Here is a 15,985-nt window from a genome sequence, read left to right as displayed (position 1 = left end):
TAAAAAAGGCGGCGCCATGCGACTATGGGTCGCCTTTATTTTTTCCTCGTTGTAACATTGCCCTGCAAAAATTCTGATAACTCACCTGCTAAGCGTGCAATGAATAAATCTCGTCAAAAAGAGTTAACTCGCTGGTTAAAACAGCAAAGCGTCATCTCCCAACGTTGGCTGAATATTTCTCGTCTGCTGGGCTTTGTGAGCGGCATATTGATCATTGCCCAGGCCTGGTTTATGGCGCGTATTCTGCAACATATGATCATGGAAAACATTCCCAGAGAAGCTTTATTGCTTCCCTTCGCCATGCTGGTGCTGACCTTTATACTGCGCGCGTGGGTAGTTTGGTTGCGCGAACGAGTGGGTTATCACGCCGGGCAACATATCCGCTTTGCCATCCGCCGTCAGGTTCTGGATCGGCTGCAACAGGCCGGGCCAGCGTGGATTCAGGGCAAACCGGCGGGAAGCTGGGCGACGTTAGTGCTAGAACAAATTGACGATATGCATGATTACTATGCTCGCTATCTACCACAAATGGCGCTGGCAGTATCAGTGCCGCTACTGATTGTCATAGCGATCTTCCCCTCTAACTGGGCCGCGGCGCTCATTCTGCTGGGCACCGCGCCATTAATCCCTTTATTTATGGCTTTAGTTGGGATGGGCGCTGCTGATGCTAACCGACGTAACTTTCTCGCGCTTGCTCGCTTAAGTGGACATTTTCTTGATCGTCTGCGTGGCATGGAAACGTTGCGTATTTTTGGTCGTGGAGAAGCTGAAATTGAAAGTATCCGTTCAGCCTCAGAAGATTTCCGCCAACGGACAATGGAAGTGCTACGTCTGGCGTTTTTATCCTCCGGCATTCTGGAGTTCTTTACCTCCCTTTCTATTGCCCTGGTGGCGGTCTATTTTGGTTTCTCCTATCTCGGCGAGCTGGATTTTGGTCACTACGACACTGGCGTAACGCTGGCCGCGGGCTTCCTGGCACTGATTCTCGCCCCGGAGTTTTTCCAGCCATTACGCGATCTCGGCACCTTTTATCATGCCAAAGCTCAGGCTGTCGGCGCGGCAGATAGCCTGAAAACGTTTATGGAAACTCCGCTCGCCCATCCACAGCGCGGCGAGACTGAATTGACGTCTACCGAACCGGTAACCATTGAGGCTGAGGATCTGTTTATCACATCACCAGAAGGCAAAACCCTGGCTGGCCCGCTGAACTTCACACTATCAGCTGGAAAACGTGCGGTGTTAGTTGGTCGTAGCGGATCAGGGAAAAGTTCTCTGTTGAACGCGATTTCCGGTTTTCTTTCCTATCAGGGGTCGCTACGGCTCAACGGGATAGAATTGCGAGATTTATCACCAGAATCGTGGCGTAAGCACCTCTCCTGGGTTGGTCAAAACCCGCAATTACCCGCGGCAACACTACGAGAAAATGTTCTGCTGGCACGCCCTGATGCCAGTGAGCAAGAGTTACAGACTGCACTGGATAATGCCTGGGTCAGTGAGTTCCTTCCGTCACTGCCACAAGGCGTCGATACTCCCGTGGGTGATCAGGCTGCTCGTCTTTCCGTGGGCCAGGCGCAACGCGTGGCGGTGGCGCGAGCATTGCTTAATCCCTGTTCATTATTATTGTTGGATGAACCCGCAGCCAGCCTCGATGCACACAGTGAACAGCGTGTGATGCAGGCGCTTACCGCCGCATCACTGCGCCAGACAACCTTAATGGTCACCCACCAGTTAGAAGATCTTGCTGACTGGGATGTCATCTGGGTAATGCAGGACGGTCAGATCATAGAACAAGGCCATTACGCGGATTTAAGCGTAGCTAACGGTCCTTTCTCCACGTTGCTGGCCCATCGTCAGGAGGAAATTTAAATGCGCGCTTTGCTACCCTATCTGGCACTGTATAAACGCCATAAGTGGATGTTAAGTCTTGGTATTGTGCTGGCAATTGTCACGCTGCTCGCCAGTATCGGTCTGTTGACGCTTTCCGGCTGGTTCCTCTCAGCCTCAGCGGTTGCGGGCATTGCAGGACTGTACAGCTTTAACTATATGTTGCCTGCCGCAGGAGTGCGCGGTGCGGCGATCACCCGTACCGCCGGGCGCTATTTTGAACGTCTGGTTAGCCACGATGCGACGTTCCGCGTATTGCAGCATCTGCGCATTTACACCTTCAGCAAATTGCTGCCCCTCTCCCCTGCCGGGCTGGCGCGCTATCGTCAGGGCGAATTACTCAATCGTGTCGTGGCGGATGTTGATACGCTCGATCATCTTTACTTGCGCGTTATCTCGCCATTGGTGGGCGCTTTTGTGGTGATTATGGTGGTAACTGTCGGGTTAAGTTTCCTTGATTTCACCCTCGCCTTCACGCTGGGCGGCATTATGTTGCTGACGCTGTTCCTGATGCCGCCGCTGTTTTATCGTGCGGGAAAAAGTACAGGACAAAATCTGACTCACTTGCGCGGCCAGTATCGGCAGCAATTAACCGCCTGGCTGCAAGGCCAGGCCGAACTGACCATTTTTGGCGCCAGCGAACGTTATCGCACGCAGTTAGAGAATACCGAAATTCAGTGGCTGGAAGCACAGCGCCGTCAATCTGAGCTGACTGCTTTGTCACAAGCAATTATGTTGTTGATTGGCGCGCTGGCGGTGATCCTGATGTTATGGATGGCCTCCGGCGGCGTTGGCGGTAATAGCCAACCCGGTGCGTTAATTGCTCTGTTTGTCTTCTGTGCATTGGCTGCATTCGAGGCACTGGCTCCAGTGACTGGCGCTTTTCAGCATCTGGGGCAAGTCATTGCCTCTGCCATGCGCATCACTGATTTAACGGAACAAAAACCAGAAGTGGCTTTCCCTGACACCAGCACTGATGTTCCACAGCACGTTTCACTGACATTGCGCAATGTTGCGTTCACTTACCCCGAGCAATCCCAACAAGCGCTAAAAGGGATCTCCCTTCAGGCAAACACCGGGGAACATATTGCTATTCTGGGACGAACCGGATGCGGCAAATCGACGCTGTTACAACTACTAACCCGCGCATGGGACCCGCAACATGGCGAGATTTTATTTAATGGTAACCCAATCTCCAGCCTGAGTGAGTCAACGTTACGCAAGGCCATCAGCGTTGTACCGCAACGTGTACATCTGTTTAGCGCCACATTGCGCGATAACCTGTTACTTGCAGCACCTGGCACCAGTGATGAAGCGCTGGCGGAGGTATTGCGTCGTGTCGGCCTGGAGAAACTGCTCGAAGATGCAGGACTTAACAGTTGGCTAGGGGAAGGCGGACGCCAACTCTCCGGTGGTGAACTGCGCCGTCTGGCTATTGCCCGCGCGCTGCTGCATGATGCGCCATTGGTTCTGCTGGACGAACCTACCGAAGGTTTAGATGCCACAACCGAAAGCCAGATCCTTGAATTGCTTGCTGAAATGATGCACGGAAAAACGGTATTAATGGTGACCCATCGGCTTCGCGGCCTCTCTCATTTCCAGCAAATAATAGTCATGGACAATGGGCAAATTATTGAACAAGGTAGCCACGCAGAACTGCTTGCCAGACAGGGGCGTTATTACCAGTTTAAGCAGGGTTTGTAAGCTATTATTGAACGATCCAACTTGCGTAGTGGAGTTTTGCAGTCATGCGCCTGGTTCAGCTTTCTCGCCATTCAATAGCCTTCCCTTCCCCGGAAGGCGCATTACGTGAGCCTAACGGCCTGCTGGCGCTGGGAGGCGATCTTAGCCCGGCACGCCTGCTAATGGCTTATCAGCGTGGTATTTTTCCGTGGTTTTCTCCAGGCGACCCCATCCTCTGGTGGTCGCCCGATCCTCGCGCGGTACTATGGCCGGAATCACTGCATATCAGCCGTAGTATGAAACGCTTTCATAAACGCTCACCGTATCGTGTCACTCTGAATTATGCTTTTGGTAAGGTCATAGAAGGATGTGCCAGCAATCGCGAAGAAGGGACCTGGATTACGCGCAGCGTAATCGAAGCTTATCACCGTCTTCACGAGTTAGGTCATGCCCATTCAATAGAGGTATGGCGTGAAAACGAGCTTGTCGGTGGCATGTATGGCGTGGCGCAGGGAACACTGTTTTGCGGCGAATCGATGTTCAGTCGGATGGAGAATGCTTCTAAAACTGCTCTATTAGTATTCTGTGAAGAATTTATCCATCATGGCGGTAAATTGATCGACTGCCAGGTGCTTAATGAGCATACAGCTTCGCTTGGCGCCTGCGAAATTCCCCGTCGGGATTATCTGAGTTATCTCAATCAGATGCGTCTCGGACGATTACCGAATAATTTCTGGGTGCCGCGACGATTGTTTTCACCGCAAGAATGAATGTTTTCGGCACATTTCTCACCAGAGTGTTATAATTGCGATCGCAGAGTTGGTTACGCTCATTACTCCGCTGCCGATAAGGAACTTTTCGCGTCAGGTAACGCCCATCGTTTATCTCACCGCTCCCTTATATGTTGCGCTTATGGTGCGGCTTAGCCGTGTGTTTTTGGAGTTATGTGCAAAACCTGTTTGTTGCGATTTAGCGCACAAATCTTTACTTATTTACAGAACTTCGGCATTATCTTGCCGGTTCAAATTATGGTAGTGATACCCCAGAGGATTAGATGGCCAAAGAAGACAATATTGAAATGCAAGGTACCGTACTGGAAACGTTACCTAACACCATGTTCCGCGTAGAGTTAGAAAACGGTCACGTGGTTACTGCACACATCTCCGGTAAAATGCGTAAAAACTACATCCGCATCCTGACGGGCGACAAAGTGACTGTTGAGCTGACCCCGTACGACCTGAGCAAAGGCCGCATTGTCTTCCGTAGTCGCTGATTGTTTTACCGCCTGACGGGCGAAGAGAAAGAACGAATAAAAGGTCGGTTTAACCGGCCTTTTTTGCATTTGGAGTTACGGGGAATAAATATCGGGAGATGATGTGGGAGTTCGGAAACTGCCTGCACGGCAGTGAGCAGAAATGATAACTGGCTATCCGATTGATTTACTGCCAAAACTTACAAAATAACAGGTTAACGTCTTTTTACAGCCATAAAAAACACCAAACAAAATCAATAAGTTACATTTCATACCACAAAAAGGGCTAGTCTAACATTGCTTCAATCTCATATTTTCTGCGTAGTTTTGATAAACAAATGCTCAGAACACGTTCTGCAATTATCTCATTCAAACGAACTGCATGTACAATGCGTAACCAAATGAATCGTTCTTAATAAATTCTGCTTGACCGATTTACTACAACTCCCTATAGTAGCGCCCCGTTGCCACCTATGAGGTCGGGCAGCAAAACAATTTGGTGAGGTGTCCGAGTGGCTGAAGGAGCACGCCTGGAAAGTGTGTATACGGCAACGTATCGGGGGTTCGAATCCCCCCCTCACCGCCATCTTCTAAAGAAGAGCTCGTACGAAAGTACGGGCTTTTTTTTCGCATTTTAGCTGCCTGTACGGCAGTGAACTGCGCGTAGTTATCAACCTTACCGGCATGAATTTTCTAAGCTGCCTGCTCAGCAGTGAACTCAAATACTACACGTTTAGCCCGTTGTTAATAAAGCAAAACCATCTCATTTTCCTGCTGCCCCCCTTTTTTATTCTTACCTTCCAGCAGCACTAATTATCAACAACTTACCTTCACCTCCAAAAACAGGGTTTTCACCGCCCCAGCCTACAAACAAAAAGTCCGTAACCTCTGACGAGATTACGGACTTCATCAACTTACCTAACCATCAGATCAATGCGCGGCTTCCGGTTTATACTTTTGCGCACTCTGGAAGCCGTAGGTCAGCTCATTTTTCTCTTTATCCAGCGCAACGGTCACCTGGCCGCCATCCACCAGCGAGCCAAACAGCAGTTCGTTGGCGAGCGGTTTTTTCAGGTTGTCCTGAATTACACGCGCCATCGGACGCGCACCCATTGCCCGGTCGTAACCTTTTTCGGCCAGCCAGTTACGAGCTTCCTGACTCACTTCCAGAGAAACGCCTTTTTGATCCAACTGTACCTGCAACTCGACGATGAATTTATCCACCACCTGATGGATCACATCAGTAGAAAGATGATCGAACCAGATAATGTTGTCGAGGCGGTTACGGAACTCCGGCGTAAAGATCTTCTTGATCTCCTCCATCGCATCGGTGCTGTTATCCTGCTGGATAAGGCCAATCGATTTACGCTCGGTTTCTCGTACCCCAGCGTTGGTGGTCATCACCAATACCACGTTACGGAAGTCTGCTTTGCGTCCGTTGTTATCGGTCAGCGTACCGTTATCCATCACCTGCAACAGAATGTTGAACACGTCTGGATGCGCTTTCTCGATTTCGTCCAGCAGCAGCACCGCGTGCGGATGCTTAATTACCGCATCGGTCAGCAAACCGCCCTGATCAAAACCAACGTATCCCGGAGGCGCGCCAATCAGACGGCTAACAGTGTGACGTTCCATATACTCGGACATATCAAAGCGTAATAGCTCAATGCCCAGAGCTTTGGAAAGCTGCACTGTAACCTCAGTTTTACCGACCCCGGTTGGACCAGCAAACAAGAACGAACCGACCGGTTTATGTTCATGGCCTAAACCCGCACGCGACATCTTAATAGCTTCGGTAAGCGCCTCAATAGCTTTATCCTGACCGAAAACCAGCATTTTCAGACGGTCGCCGAGGTTTCTTAGCGTATCGCGGTCACTCTGAGAAACACTCTTCTCAGGGATACGCGCGATACGAGCTACCACGGACTCAATATCCGCTACATTGACGGTTTTCTTACGCTTGCTGACCGGCATCAGTCGCGCACGCGCGCCGGCCTCGTCAATGACATCAATCGCCTTATCCGGCAGATGGCGATCGTTAATGTACTTCACCGCCAGTTCTACCGCCGCACGCACTGCTTTCGCGGTATAACGCACGTCGTGGTGCGCTTCGTACTTCGGTTTCAGGCCATTGATAATTTGAACGGTTTCTTCGATCGACGGCTCAGTAATATCGATTTTCTGGAAGCGGCGCGCCAGAGCACGATCTTTCTCGAAAATGTTGCTGAATTCCTGATATGTCGTTGAACCAATAACGCGAATTTTACCGCTTGAGAGCAACGGTTTGATCAGGTTAGCCGCATCCACCTGACCGCCAGATGCTGCCCCTGCGCCGATGATGGTGTGGATCTCATCGATAAAAAGAATGCTGTTGGTATCCTGTTCCAGTTGTTTGAGCAACGCCTTAAAACGTTTTTCAAAGTCACCACGATATTTGGTGCCTGCTAACAAAGAACCGATATCCAGAGAGTAAATCGTACAGTCAGCTATCACTTCCGGCACATCGCCCTGGACGATGCGCCAGGCGAGACCTTCCGCAATCGCAGTTTTACCGACGCCAGACTCACCAACTAGCAGCGGGTTGTTTTTACGGCGACGGCAAAGAACCTGAATGGCGCGTTCCAGTTCCTTCTCACGACCAATCAGTGGGTCAATGCCGCCCACTCGTGCAAGCTGATTCAGGTTAGTCGTGAAATTCTCCATACGCTCCTCCCCACCAGCTTGTTCTTCACTGCCCGGCTGGTTTCCTGGTTCAGAAGACTGAGATGGCTCGTCTTTACGCGTGCCATGAGAAATAAAGTTCACTACATCAAGGCGGCTGACTTCATGTTTGCGCAACAGATAAGCCGCCTGTGATTCCTGTTCGCTGAAGATAGCGACCAGAACGTTCGCACCGGTAACCTCATTGCGACCGGAGGACTGAACATGGAATACCGCACGTTGTAGTACACGCTGAAAACTCAATGTCGGCTGCGTGTCGCGCTCTTCTTCGCTGGCAGGCAGAACGGGCGTGGTTTGTTCAATAAAGGCTTCCAGTTCCTGACGGAGCGCAACCAGATCTACGGAACACGCCTCCAGCGCCTCCCGGGCAGATGGGTTACTGAGCAACGCCAGTAACAAGTGCTCGACGGTCATAAACTCATGACGGTGCTCGCGCGCTCTGGCGAAAGCCATGTTTAAACTGAGTTCCAGTTCTTGATTGAGCATAGGCACCTCCCCCAATTTTTATGCCTGCATTCAGGCTTTTTCCAGCGTACACAGCAATGGATGCTCATTCTCCCTCGCATACTTGTTCACCATCGCTACTTTGGTTTCTGCAACCTCAGCGGTAAAGACGCCGCAAATGGCCTTCCCCTGGTAGTGAACAGCGAGCATCAATTGCGTTGCACGTTCTACATCATAAGAAAAGAATTTTTGTAACACGTCAATAACAAACTCCATCGGAGTGTAATCATCATTGACTAATATCACTTTATACATAGATGGCGGTTTTAGCGCGTCGCGCACTCTTTCTTCCGCCAGTTGCTCAAAGTCCAGCCAGTCGTTCGTTTTACCCATTGTCAGTTATCATCTTCGGTTACGGTTATCGGCAGAACGCTCTGCCGCTGACAAGAGCTTATTTGCCTGACCAATCTACTTCACATGATAGATAACTATCATCTATCGTTGGCATCAGCGACATCTGTCACATTCCTGCCAATAGCGTTAACTGCTTCAAATTTTTGATTCATACCTGCCCCCAGGCCCCTGTCAAACGCTTGACGGCTCGCCCTATTTCTCTAAATTGTATTTCTAGAGTTGGCGAGGTTTTGAACAGCCCCCTCTCTGACCCCGGTTTATTCCATCTTACTTGTATAAGATTTGCGAAGGATGTCGAAGCATGGAAAAGGGTACTGTTAAGTGGTTCAACAATGCCAAAGGGTTTGGTTTCATCTGCCCTGAAGGCGGCGGCGAAGATATTTTCGCTCATTATTCCACCATTCAGATGGATGGTTACAGAACGCTAAAAGCTGGACAATCCGTTCAGTTTGATGTCCACCAAGGGCCAAAAGGCAATCATGCCAGTGTCATTGTGCCCGTTGAAGTAGAAGCAGCAGTCGCATAGCTCTTCTGTTTCATTGTGTACATCCTGGAGGCAAAATGCCAGCCCGATCGGCTGGCATTTTTATCTCATAATTACTCTCGCGCCAGAGCATCCACTGGATCCAGGCGCGCCGCATTTCTTGCAGGCAACCAGCCAAATAAAACGCCAGTAACGGTCGAGCAAAGGAACGCCAGCAACAGCGCTAACGGAGAAAATCCAATCTCCCAACCGGGTAAAAAAAGCTGCAAGGCGAAAGCGATTAACAGCGAAAGCGTAATCCCCAACGCGCCGCCCACCAGGCAGACCAGCACAGCTTCAATCAAAAATTGTTGCAGAACATCGCTGGCACGCGCTCCTACAGCCATACGAATGCCAATTTCCCGCGTTCGCTCGGTCACCGACACCAGCATAATGTTCATGACGCCAATACCGCCTACTACCAGAGAAATCACCGCTACCAGCGTCAAAAACAGTTGTAATGTACGTGTAGTCTTTTCAACCGTTTTCAAGACACCGTCCATATTCCAGGTGAAGAAATCCTTTTTGCCATGACGCAATGACAATAAACGAGTGAGCTGCTGTTCAGCTTCGGCGCTGTCAAAGCCTTCTTTCACCCTTACAGTAATGGAATTCAGCCACGACTGCCCCATTATCCGCCCGGACATAGTGCTATAAGGCAGCCACACGCGTAGCACTTTACTGCTGCCAAACATTGACTGTTTTTCTTCCGCCACGCCGATGACTCTCGCAGGCATGTTGCCAACTAAAATCACTTCACCAACCACATTAGCTTTATGCGGAAAAAGCTGACGACGCGAATTACTGTCAAGAACCACCACCTGGGCACGGCCATTCAATTGCTCCTGATTAAACGTATTCCCTTCACTGAAAGTCATACCATAAACATTGAAATAATCACCACTTACACCGTTGGCGCTGGCAGCAACATCAACATTGCTGTAACGCAGGCGCAGATTTTGCGAGACGGCAGGCGTGGCAGAAGCAACCCACGGCTGTCTTTGAATGGCGATTAAATCATCGTACTTGAGTGCTTGTTGATATTGTGGATCATCATCACCAAAATCTTTCCCGGGATAAACGTCAATCGTGTTAGTACCAATAGAGCGAATGTCCGCCAGCACCATTTGTTTGGCAGCGTCGCCCACCACCACGATAGAAACTACCGATGCAATACCAATAATAATCCCCAGCATAGTCAGCAAGGTACGCATTTTATTCGCTGCCAACGCCCGCCACGCCATGGTCAGCGCCTCGTTAAAACCGCTGACAAACTGCCGCCAGCCAGAAGACATTTTAACTATTGATTCCGTCCCGGCGACGACATTCATATTTTCAGTAGCGGGAGGGTTACGCACGATTTCGCCGTCGCGAATTTCGATCACCCGCTCAGCCTGGGCAGCAACCTGTGGATCATGGGTGACAATAATCACCGTGTGTCCGCGATCGCGCAACTGATGCAAAATAGCCATCACCTCTTCGCCGGAATGGCTGTCCAGCGCGCCCGTAGGCTCATCGGCGAGGATCACCTGTCCACCGTTCATCAATGCGCGGGCAATACTGACGCGTTGTTGCTGACCGCCGGACAGTTGCGCAGGATAATAATCTACGCGCTCTTCCAGCCCCAACCGTTGCAGTAATTCCCGGGCGCGTGCTAGTCGCCGTTTGCGTTCAACACCAGCATACACTGCGGGAACTTCAACGTTCTGCTCAGCGGTTAGGTGTGAAAGCAAATGATAACGCTGGAAAATAAACCCAAAATGCTCACGGCGCAGTTGCGCCAGCGCATCGGCGTCCAGCGTGGCAACATCCTGTCCGGCAACGCGATACGTGCCACTGGTTGCTTTATCCAGGCAGCCGAGGATATTCATCAGAGTTGATTTACCGGAGCCCGAAGCACCGACAATCGCCACCATCTCGCCAGCATAAATATCCAGGCTGATGCCCTTCAGCACCTCGACCTGCTCGTCACCCGCGGGATAGCTGCGGCGAATATCCTTTAGCTCGAGCAAAGGCGTCATTGCGCTACCCCTGATTTGGCCTCGCCAATCACCACTTCATCACCCGCTTCTAATCCTTTGACAATCTCAACGTCGGTATCGTTACGTGCGCCAATCACCACTTCGCGTTCACGCGTTTCGCCACTACGCAGTAATTTAACCTTATAGCGGTTATCGCCAACCGGCTCGCCCAACGCTGCCAGAGGAATGGTCAGCACATTTTTCACATCAGTAAGCTGAATGTGCACCTGCGCGGTCATATCCAGACGCAGCAGGCCATTAGGGTTTGGCACTTCAAAACGGGCGTAGTAGAAAATGGCGTCATTGACCTTTTCCGGCGTCGGCAACACATCTTTAATCTGCCCTTCATAACGCGTCAGCGGATCACCCAGCACGGTAAACCAGGCTTTTTGCCCTGGTTTCAGGTGGATAACATCCGCTTCAGAAACCTGCGCTTTTACCAGCATGGTGCTCATATCCGCCAGCGTCAGAATATTTGGCGCTTGTTGCGCGGCAATCACCGTTTGCCCTTGCAGGGTAGTGATTTGCGTAACTGCGTAACTTCACCCGCCATCGGTGCAAGGATACGCGTGTAATCAAGGTTGGTTTTAGCCGTGTCGAGAGAAGCCTGATTGCGTTTAATTTGCGCGTCTATAGTGCCTATTTGCGCCTGTTTAACGGCCATTTCTGTGGCGGCGGTATCAAGATCTTGCTGAGAAACCGCCTGCGTCTGCGCCAGCCGTTTCTGGCGCGAATATGTCACCTGCGCCAGTTTCAGTTCTGCTTCCGCTTGCTGACGTTGCGCACGCAGCTCCATCAGCGTCGCTTCCACTTCTTTAATCTGGTTTTCTGCCTGTTCGGGATCAATAACCCCTAAAAGCTGATCTTTTTTCACTTTATCGCCAATCGCTACCGACAGCGTTTTCAACTGACCGCTGACCTGCGCCCCCACGTCAACCTTTCGCAGTGCGTCCAGTTTTCCGGTCGCCAGCACGCTTTGCTGCAAATCTCCAGGGCGTACAATCAGTGTCTGATACGTTGGCACAGGCGCATTAAGAATTTTCCATAATGCAATCAGCCCAGCAATGATTATCACCAACGCAATAACGTAACGCTTCTTCACGTTTCTCCGCTTTTTCATAAATATTCTGAATACTCCATATGCGCAACTGAGTCGCTAACTTCAACAAAATATCAACAACCCCCTAAAATTTCCGTTAGTAATTACATGATTGATGTTTTGTTAAGGTAAGTAATAGTGAAATCGATGTTATGTATAACCATTGATTTTATGAATATGTCGCAGCTCACTGAACAGGCATTTACACCATCTGAACCTCTTAGCAGCATGTCTCTTTTCCTTCGTCTGGCTGGTGGTCAATGGCGACCGGGTAAATTCTGGCATCGCCGTAGCTTTCGCCAGAAATTTTTGCTGCGCTCTTTGATTATGCCGCGTTTAAGCGTCGAGTGGATGAACGAGCTTGCCCACTGGCCTAACCTCAATACCCTGTTAACGCGCCAGCCGCGTCTGCCTGTTCGTCTGCATCGCCCTTACCTTGCTGCGAATCTTAATCGCAAGCAATTGCTGGGGGCGTTACGTTATCATTATGCGTTGCTGCGCGCGTGTATGTCGGCAGAGGAGTTCAGCTTATATTTGAATACCCCCGGGCTGCAACTGGCGAAGCTGGAAGGAAAAAACGGCGAGCAGTTTACGCTTGAGCTGACCATGATGATCTCTATGGATAAAGAAGGCGACAGCACAATTCTGTTCCGTAACGGCGACGGTATCCCTCTGGCGGAGCTCACCTTTACTCTTTGTGAATATCAGGGGAAAAGAACGATGTTTATTGGCGGGCTACAAGGCGCGAAATGGGAAGTGCCGCATCAGGAAATACAAAATGCGACGAAAGCCTGCCACGGCCTGTTTCCAAAACGCCTCGTGATGGAAGCAGCCTGTATCTTTGCCCAACGCTTACAGGTTGAGCAAATTATCGCTGTCAGCAATGAAACACATATTTATCGTAGCCTGCGTTATCGTGATAAAGAAGGCAAAATCCACGCTGATTACAACGCCTTCTGGGAGTCAGTTGGCGGTGAGTGCGATGCTGAACGGCACTACCGTCTTCCGACAAGCATCGCTCGCAAAGAGATTGCCGATATCGCCAGCAAAAAACGGGCCGAATATCGTCGACGCTATGAGATGCTCGACACAATTCAGCCACAAATGGCGACAATGTTTCGCGGTTAATCGGCCCGACCACGCGCCAGCCACAGCACACGCGAGAACATTTTTTTCAACAGAGTGGGGACAGATTCCACACCGCGACGCCCGGCTTCCATAGCCACTTCAATGGCAAGATCGGGCTTGGAGGAACGATGGATCGCCTTCGAGATAATTTTGCGCAAATTCATCGGCACGTTTTCCGGGATTTGCGCCACACGGTGGAACACATCGGAAAACCCCTGACGATACATAAAATGTTCCATATCCAGCGCCGGTAGCGTTGTCAGGTGTTCACGCTCGGCTTCACGATCGTTATTCAACAGACTGCGTACCGTAGCGGCATATTTTTTACCGGCTTCATCGCCATCAACCAGCACATGCCACTCGATGCCCATCCGACGGGCAAATTTGACCAGAGGCTTTAATCCAGACTGGGCAAACTCAATCACCTTAATCCCTTCTGCATCGAAATGATGCCCACACTGACGCGCCAGCTCGTTGATAACCCAGGTTTCCGTTTCGCCTTCCACCAGCAGCCAGCAACGGGCAAATAGCGATGACGGACGGTTAAAGCGAATGTGAAACGAGATACGCCGGCTATCTTCGGTACTCAACCCACTTGGCCCCAGTCGCCAGGCGGCGACACGGGAAGATTCCCGTACAAGGCGGCAAACATGTTCCACTGGCGTTAACGAAAGTAACTCACCAGAATTGGTGGTGGTAATACGCTGTAAAGGCAGAAGATTCAACAGATGCCAGGCGACTGAAAGCATAATCGGATGCAGACGCGTTTCTGGATCTTCTATCAGCAATAGCGGACGCGCATCTTTATCCAGCCGTAGCGTACCTTTTGCCTGCAATAAAGTCGCAAATAGTCCGAGCAAAATAACCCGATACGAACGCCCTCCTGGTCGGTCAATCATCCGGTTGATGATGTCCAGATAACGCCAGCTCCGCTGCTCATTATTAGCCTGCCGACGCATTAAGCGATATCGCGATTGTCCGGCCCCCTGCTCCGAAAAGTAATGTTCCAGTAATTGCACCATTGCGGAAAGTCCCTGACGAATTTGTCCGTCAGAGAGATTTTGCGGATGTGAAGATAATTCACGGGCAAGAAAATCAAGCTGGCGTGCGGTGACTTCTATATCAGGAGCATTCGGCACCGTACCATTGCGTATGCGGCGCATAAAGCGAGCGTCGCGTAAGCGCAGAACTGGCATTAAGCGCACCAGATGGCGCGCCTGCTCGTTAATATCATCAATATCAATCGGATGTCCGTCTTTATCGAGAAAGCTACGTAGCGTCATCACGCTGCCGTCTTCTGCACTTTCCCCTTCCAGACGATAAAAAATGCGATGATAACCATCAGTGCACGGCGTCCAACAGGCTTCCAGCGGACGATATCGCCGTACCCGATGTCGTCCTGGCAGCGATTCGCGGAAGGTCAGAATAATATGTAAATGATGTTCCCGACCATTGATGTCGCCCGGTGGAAACCAGAAATCATTGCGATCAAAATGGTAGAGATCTGACTCTGGCGACAACAGCAGGGTTAAAGCATCCAGTAAACTGGATTTGCCCCACGCGTTCTCCCCGATCAGGACGTTGTTTTGCTCCAGCATCAACGACAATCGGTTGATACCGCGAAAGCCGACAATTTCAACGCGCTCAAGAATCATATCCCCTCCAGAAATATGTAACTTATCCTTTACTCTGGCAGTATAACGGGAAAGGCCATAGCAATACGTGATGACTTCACATTTAAGCATGGCAAATGTCTGAAAAATGAGCGAATAATTGGATCGTATGATCCGTTTGCGGTTTGTCAGCAAAAATAACAAAATCAAATGATTAGCAAGCTAAATTATTTTTTATTACGCCTAAAGGCTTAATTCAGCCGTTTGCACTACACTGTCAATCAGACAAATGACTATATGGGGGAAGCGCCAGTTGCCCTAAATCAAACTTAATGTATTTATTTATCTGGTGAATATATTGTTTTCGTTTTTACAATAGCCACGCATTATTTCTGTCGCCACTTTTTTACGGCGACCATATAAAACGACCGTATTTTCACAGGGTCAATTTTTAATTGAGGTGGATATGTTCAGAAAATTAGCAGCCGAATGTTTTGGTACTTTCTGGCTTGTTTTTGGTGGCTGCGGCAGCGCCGTGCTGGCGGCAGCATTCCCGGAATTAGGCATTGGTTTTGTCGGTGTCGCGTTAGCGTTCGGTCTGACCGTACTGACGATGGCTTTTGCTGTCGGTCACATTTCCGGCGGGCATTTTAACCCTGCGGTCACTATTGGCTTATGGGCTGGCGGCCGCTTCCCGGCCAAAGAAGTGATTGGCTACGTGATTGCTCAGGTTGTCGGCGGTATTGTTGCGGCGGCGCTGTTATATTTAATCGCCAGCGGTAAAGCTGGATTTGATGCTGCCGCCAGCGGCTTTGCTTCTAACGGTTATGGCGAGCATTCACCTGGCGGTTATTCCATGCTTTCTGCCCTGGTGGTTGAACTGGTACTGAGTGCAGGTTTCCTGCTGGTTATCCACGGTGCGACCGACAAACACGCTCCGGCAGGTTTTGCACCAATCGCCATTGGTCTGGCATTAACGCTGATTCACTTAATCAGTATTCCGGTAACTAATACTTCCGTTAACCCGGCGCGCAGTACTGCGGTTGCCATCTTCCAGGGCGGTTGGGCGTTAGAGCAGTTGTGGTTCTTCTGGGTAGTGCCAATTGTCGGCGGCATTATCGGTGGTCTGATTTACCGGACCCTTCTGGAAAAGCGCGATTGATAAGCGCAGAAGGCCTGACACAATGTCAGGCCTTTTTTTGT

The 15,985-nt window shown here is 50.4% G+C and carries 12 protein-coding genes, 1 tRNA gene and 1 pseudogene; 8 read left to right on the top strand and 6 right to left on the bottom strand.

Translation table 11 applies throughout. From position 1 onward, the window contains the following. Window positions 1-99: 99 nt before the first annotated feature. The 5 genes from cydD to EA14781_RS01265 all read left to right on the top strand — a co-directional run bounded on the left by cydD (window position 100) and on the right by EA14781_RS01265 (window position 5,405). Window positions 100-1,866, top strand: coding sequence for a heme ABC transporter permease/ATP-binding protein CydD (gene cydD / locus EA14781_RS01285; protein ID WP_024164827.1), 1,767 nt, complete (start codon window positions 100-102; stop codon window positions 1,864-1,866). After that, window positions 1,867-3,588 (top strand): heme ABC transporter ATP-binding protein/permease CydC, encoded by a 1,722-nt coding sequence (gene cydC / locus EA14781_RS01280; protein WP_001202158.1) that lies wholly within the window; start codon window positions 1,867-1,869, stop codon window positions 3,586-3,588. A gap of 44 nt (window positions 3,589-3,632) precedes the next feature. Beyond that, window positions 3,633-4,337: a leucyl/phenylalanyl-tRNA--protein transferase gene (gene aat, locus EA14781_RS01275; protein WP_001241661.1), complete on the top strand. Its 705-nt coding sequence runs from the start codon at window positions 3,633-3,635 to the stop codon at window positions 4,335-4,337. 284 nt (window positions 4,338-4,621) lie between these two features. After that, window positions 4,622-4,840: a translation initiation factor IF-1 gene (gene infA, locus EA14781_RS01270; protein WP_001040187.1), complete on the top strand. Its 219-nt coding sequence runs from the start codon at window positions 4,622-4,624 to the stop codon at window positions 4,838-4,840. 477 nt (window positions 4,841-5,317) lie between these two features. Beyond that, window positions 5,318-5,405, top strand: a tRNA-Ser gene (locus EA14781_RS01265). 344 nt (window positions 5,406-5,749) lie between these two features. Here EA14781_RS01265 and clpA read toward each other — a convergent pair. The 3 genes from clpA to yljB all read right to left on the bottom strand — a co-directional run bounded on the left by clpA (window position 5,750) and on the right by yljB (window position 8,550). After that, window positions 5,750-8,026, bottom strand: coding sequence for an ATP-dependent Clp protease ATP-binding subunit ClpA (clpA, locus tag EA14781_RS01260; RefSeq protein WP_000934028.1), 2,277 nt, complete (start codon window positions 8,024-8,026; stop codon window positions 5,750-5,752). Window positions 8,027-8,056: 30 nt separating this feature from the next. Beyond that, on the bottom strand, window positions 8,057-8,377 hold the full coding sequence (clpS, locus tag EA14781_RS01255) for an ATP-dependent Clp protease adapter ClpS (RefSeq protein WP_000520793.1): 321 nt from the start codon (window positions 8,375-8,377) through the stop codon (window positions 8,057-8,059). A gap of 98 nt (window positions 8,378-8,475) precedes the next feature. Further along, entirely contained in the window at window positions 8,476-8,550 is a 75-nt protein-coding gene (yljB, locus tag EA14781_RS25400) for a hypothetical protein (protein ID WP_212741660.1), read from the bottom strand. 149 nt (window positions 8,551-8,699) lie between these two features. On the opposite strand from yljB, the gene cspD reads away from it, so the two are divergent. After that, window positions 8,700-8,924 (top strand): cold shock-like protein CspD, encoded by a 225-nt coding sequence (gene cspD, locus EA14781_RS01250; RefSeq protein WP_000410785.1) that lies wholly within the window; start codon window positions 8,700-8,702, stop codon window positions 8,922-8,924. A 71-nt stretch (window positions 8,925-8,995) separates the two neighbouring features. On the opposite strand, the gene macB is transcribed toward cspD, so the two are convergent. Then, the gene (gene macB, locus EA14781_RS01245; protein WP_000188155.1) at window positions 8,996-10,942 is read right to left on the bottom strand and encodes a macrolide ABC transporter ATP-binding protein/permease MacB; all 1,947 of its coding nucleotides are present in this window, start codon (window positions 10,940-10,942) and stop codon (window positions 8,996-8,998) included. Then, window positions 10,939-12,062: pseudogene (gene macA / locus EA14781_RS01240) on the bottom strand (macrolide transporter subunit MacA). The gene macB and the pseudogene macA overlap by 4 nt, the downstream one beginning before the upstream one ends. A 150-nt stretch (window positions 12,063-12,212) precedes the next feature. On the opposite strand from macA, the gene EA14781_RS01235 reads away from it, so the two are divergent. Continuing rightward, entirely contained in the window at window positions 12,213-13,169 is a 957-nt protein-coding gene (locus tag EA14781_RS01235; protein ID WP_129560754.1) for a VirK/YbjX family protein, read from the top strand. Here EA14781_RS01235 and EA14781_RS01230 read toward each other — a convergent pair. After that, window positions 13,166-14,824 (bottom strand): ATP-dependent endonuclease, encoded by a 1,659-nt coding sequence (locus tag EA14781_RS01230; RefSeq protein ID WP_000599780.1) that lies wholly within the window; start codon window positions 14,822-14,824, stop codon window positions 13,166-13,168. The two genes, EA14781_RS01235 and EA14781_RS01230, sit on opposite strands and share 4 nt — an antisense overlap. A gap of 424 nt (window positions 14,825-15,248) precedes the next feature. On the opposite strand from EA14781_RS01230, the gene aqpZ reads away from it, so the two are divergent. Then, window positions 15,249-15,944 carry an aquaporin Z gene (gene aqpZ / locus EA14781_RS01225; RefSeq protein WP_002462422.1) on the top strand — a complete coding sequence of 232 codons (696 nt, stop codon included), beginning with the start codon at window positions 15,249-15,251 and terminating at the stop codon, window positions 15,942-15,944. Window positions 15,945-15,985 lie beyond the last annotated feature (41 nt).

The sequence above is a fragment of the Escherichia albertii NBRC 107761 = DSM 17582 genome (assembly GCF_000759775.1).
GTDB classification, from domain to species: domain Bacteria; phylum Pseudomonadota; class Gammaproteobacteria; order Enterobacterales; family Enterobacteriaceae; genus Escherichia; species Escherichia albertii.
The sequence above is the reverse complement of the archived record's forward strand: the minus strand, read 5'-3'. Positions and strand labels throughout refer to the sequence as shown.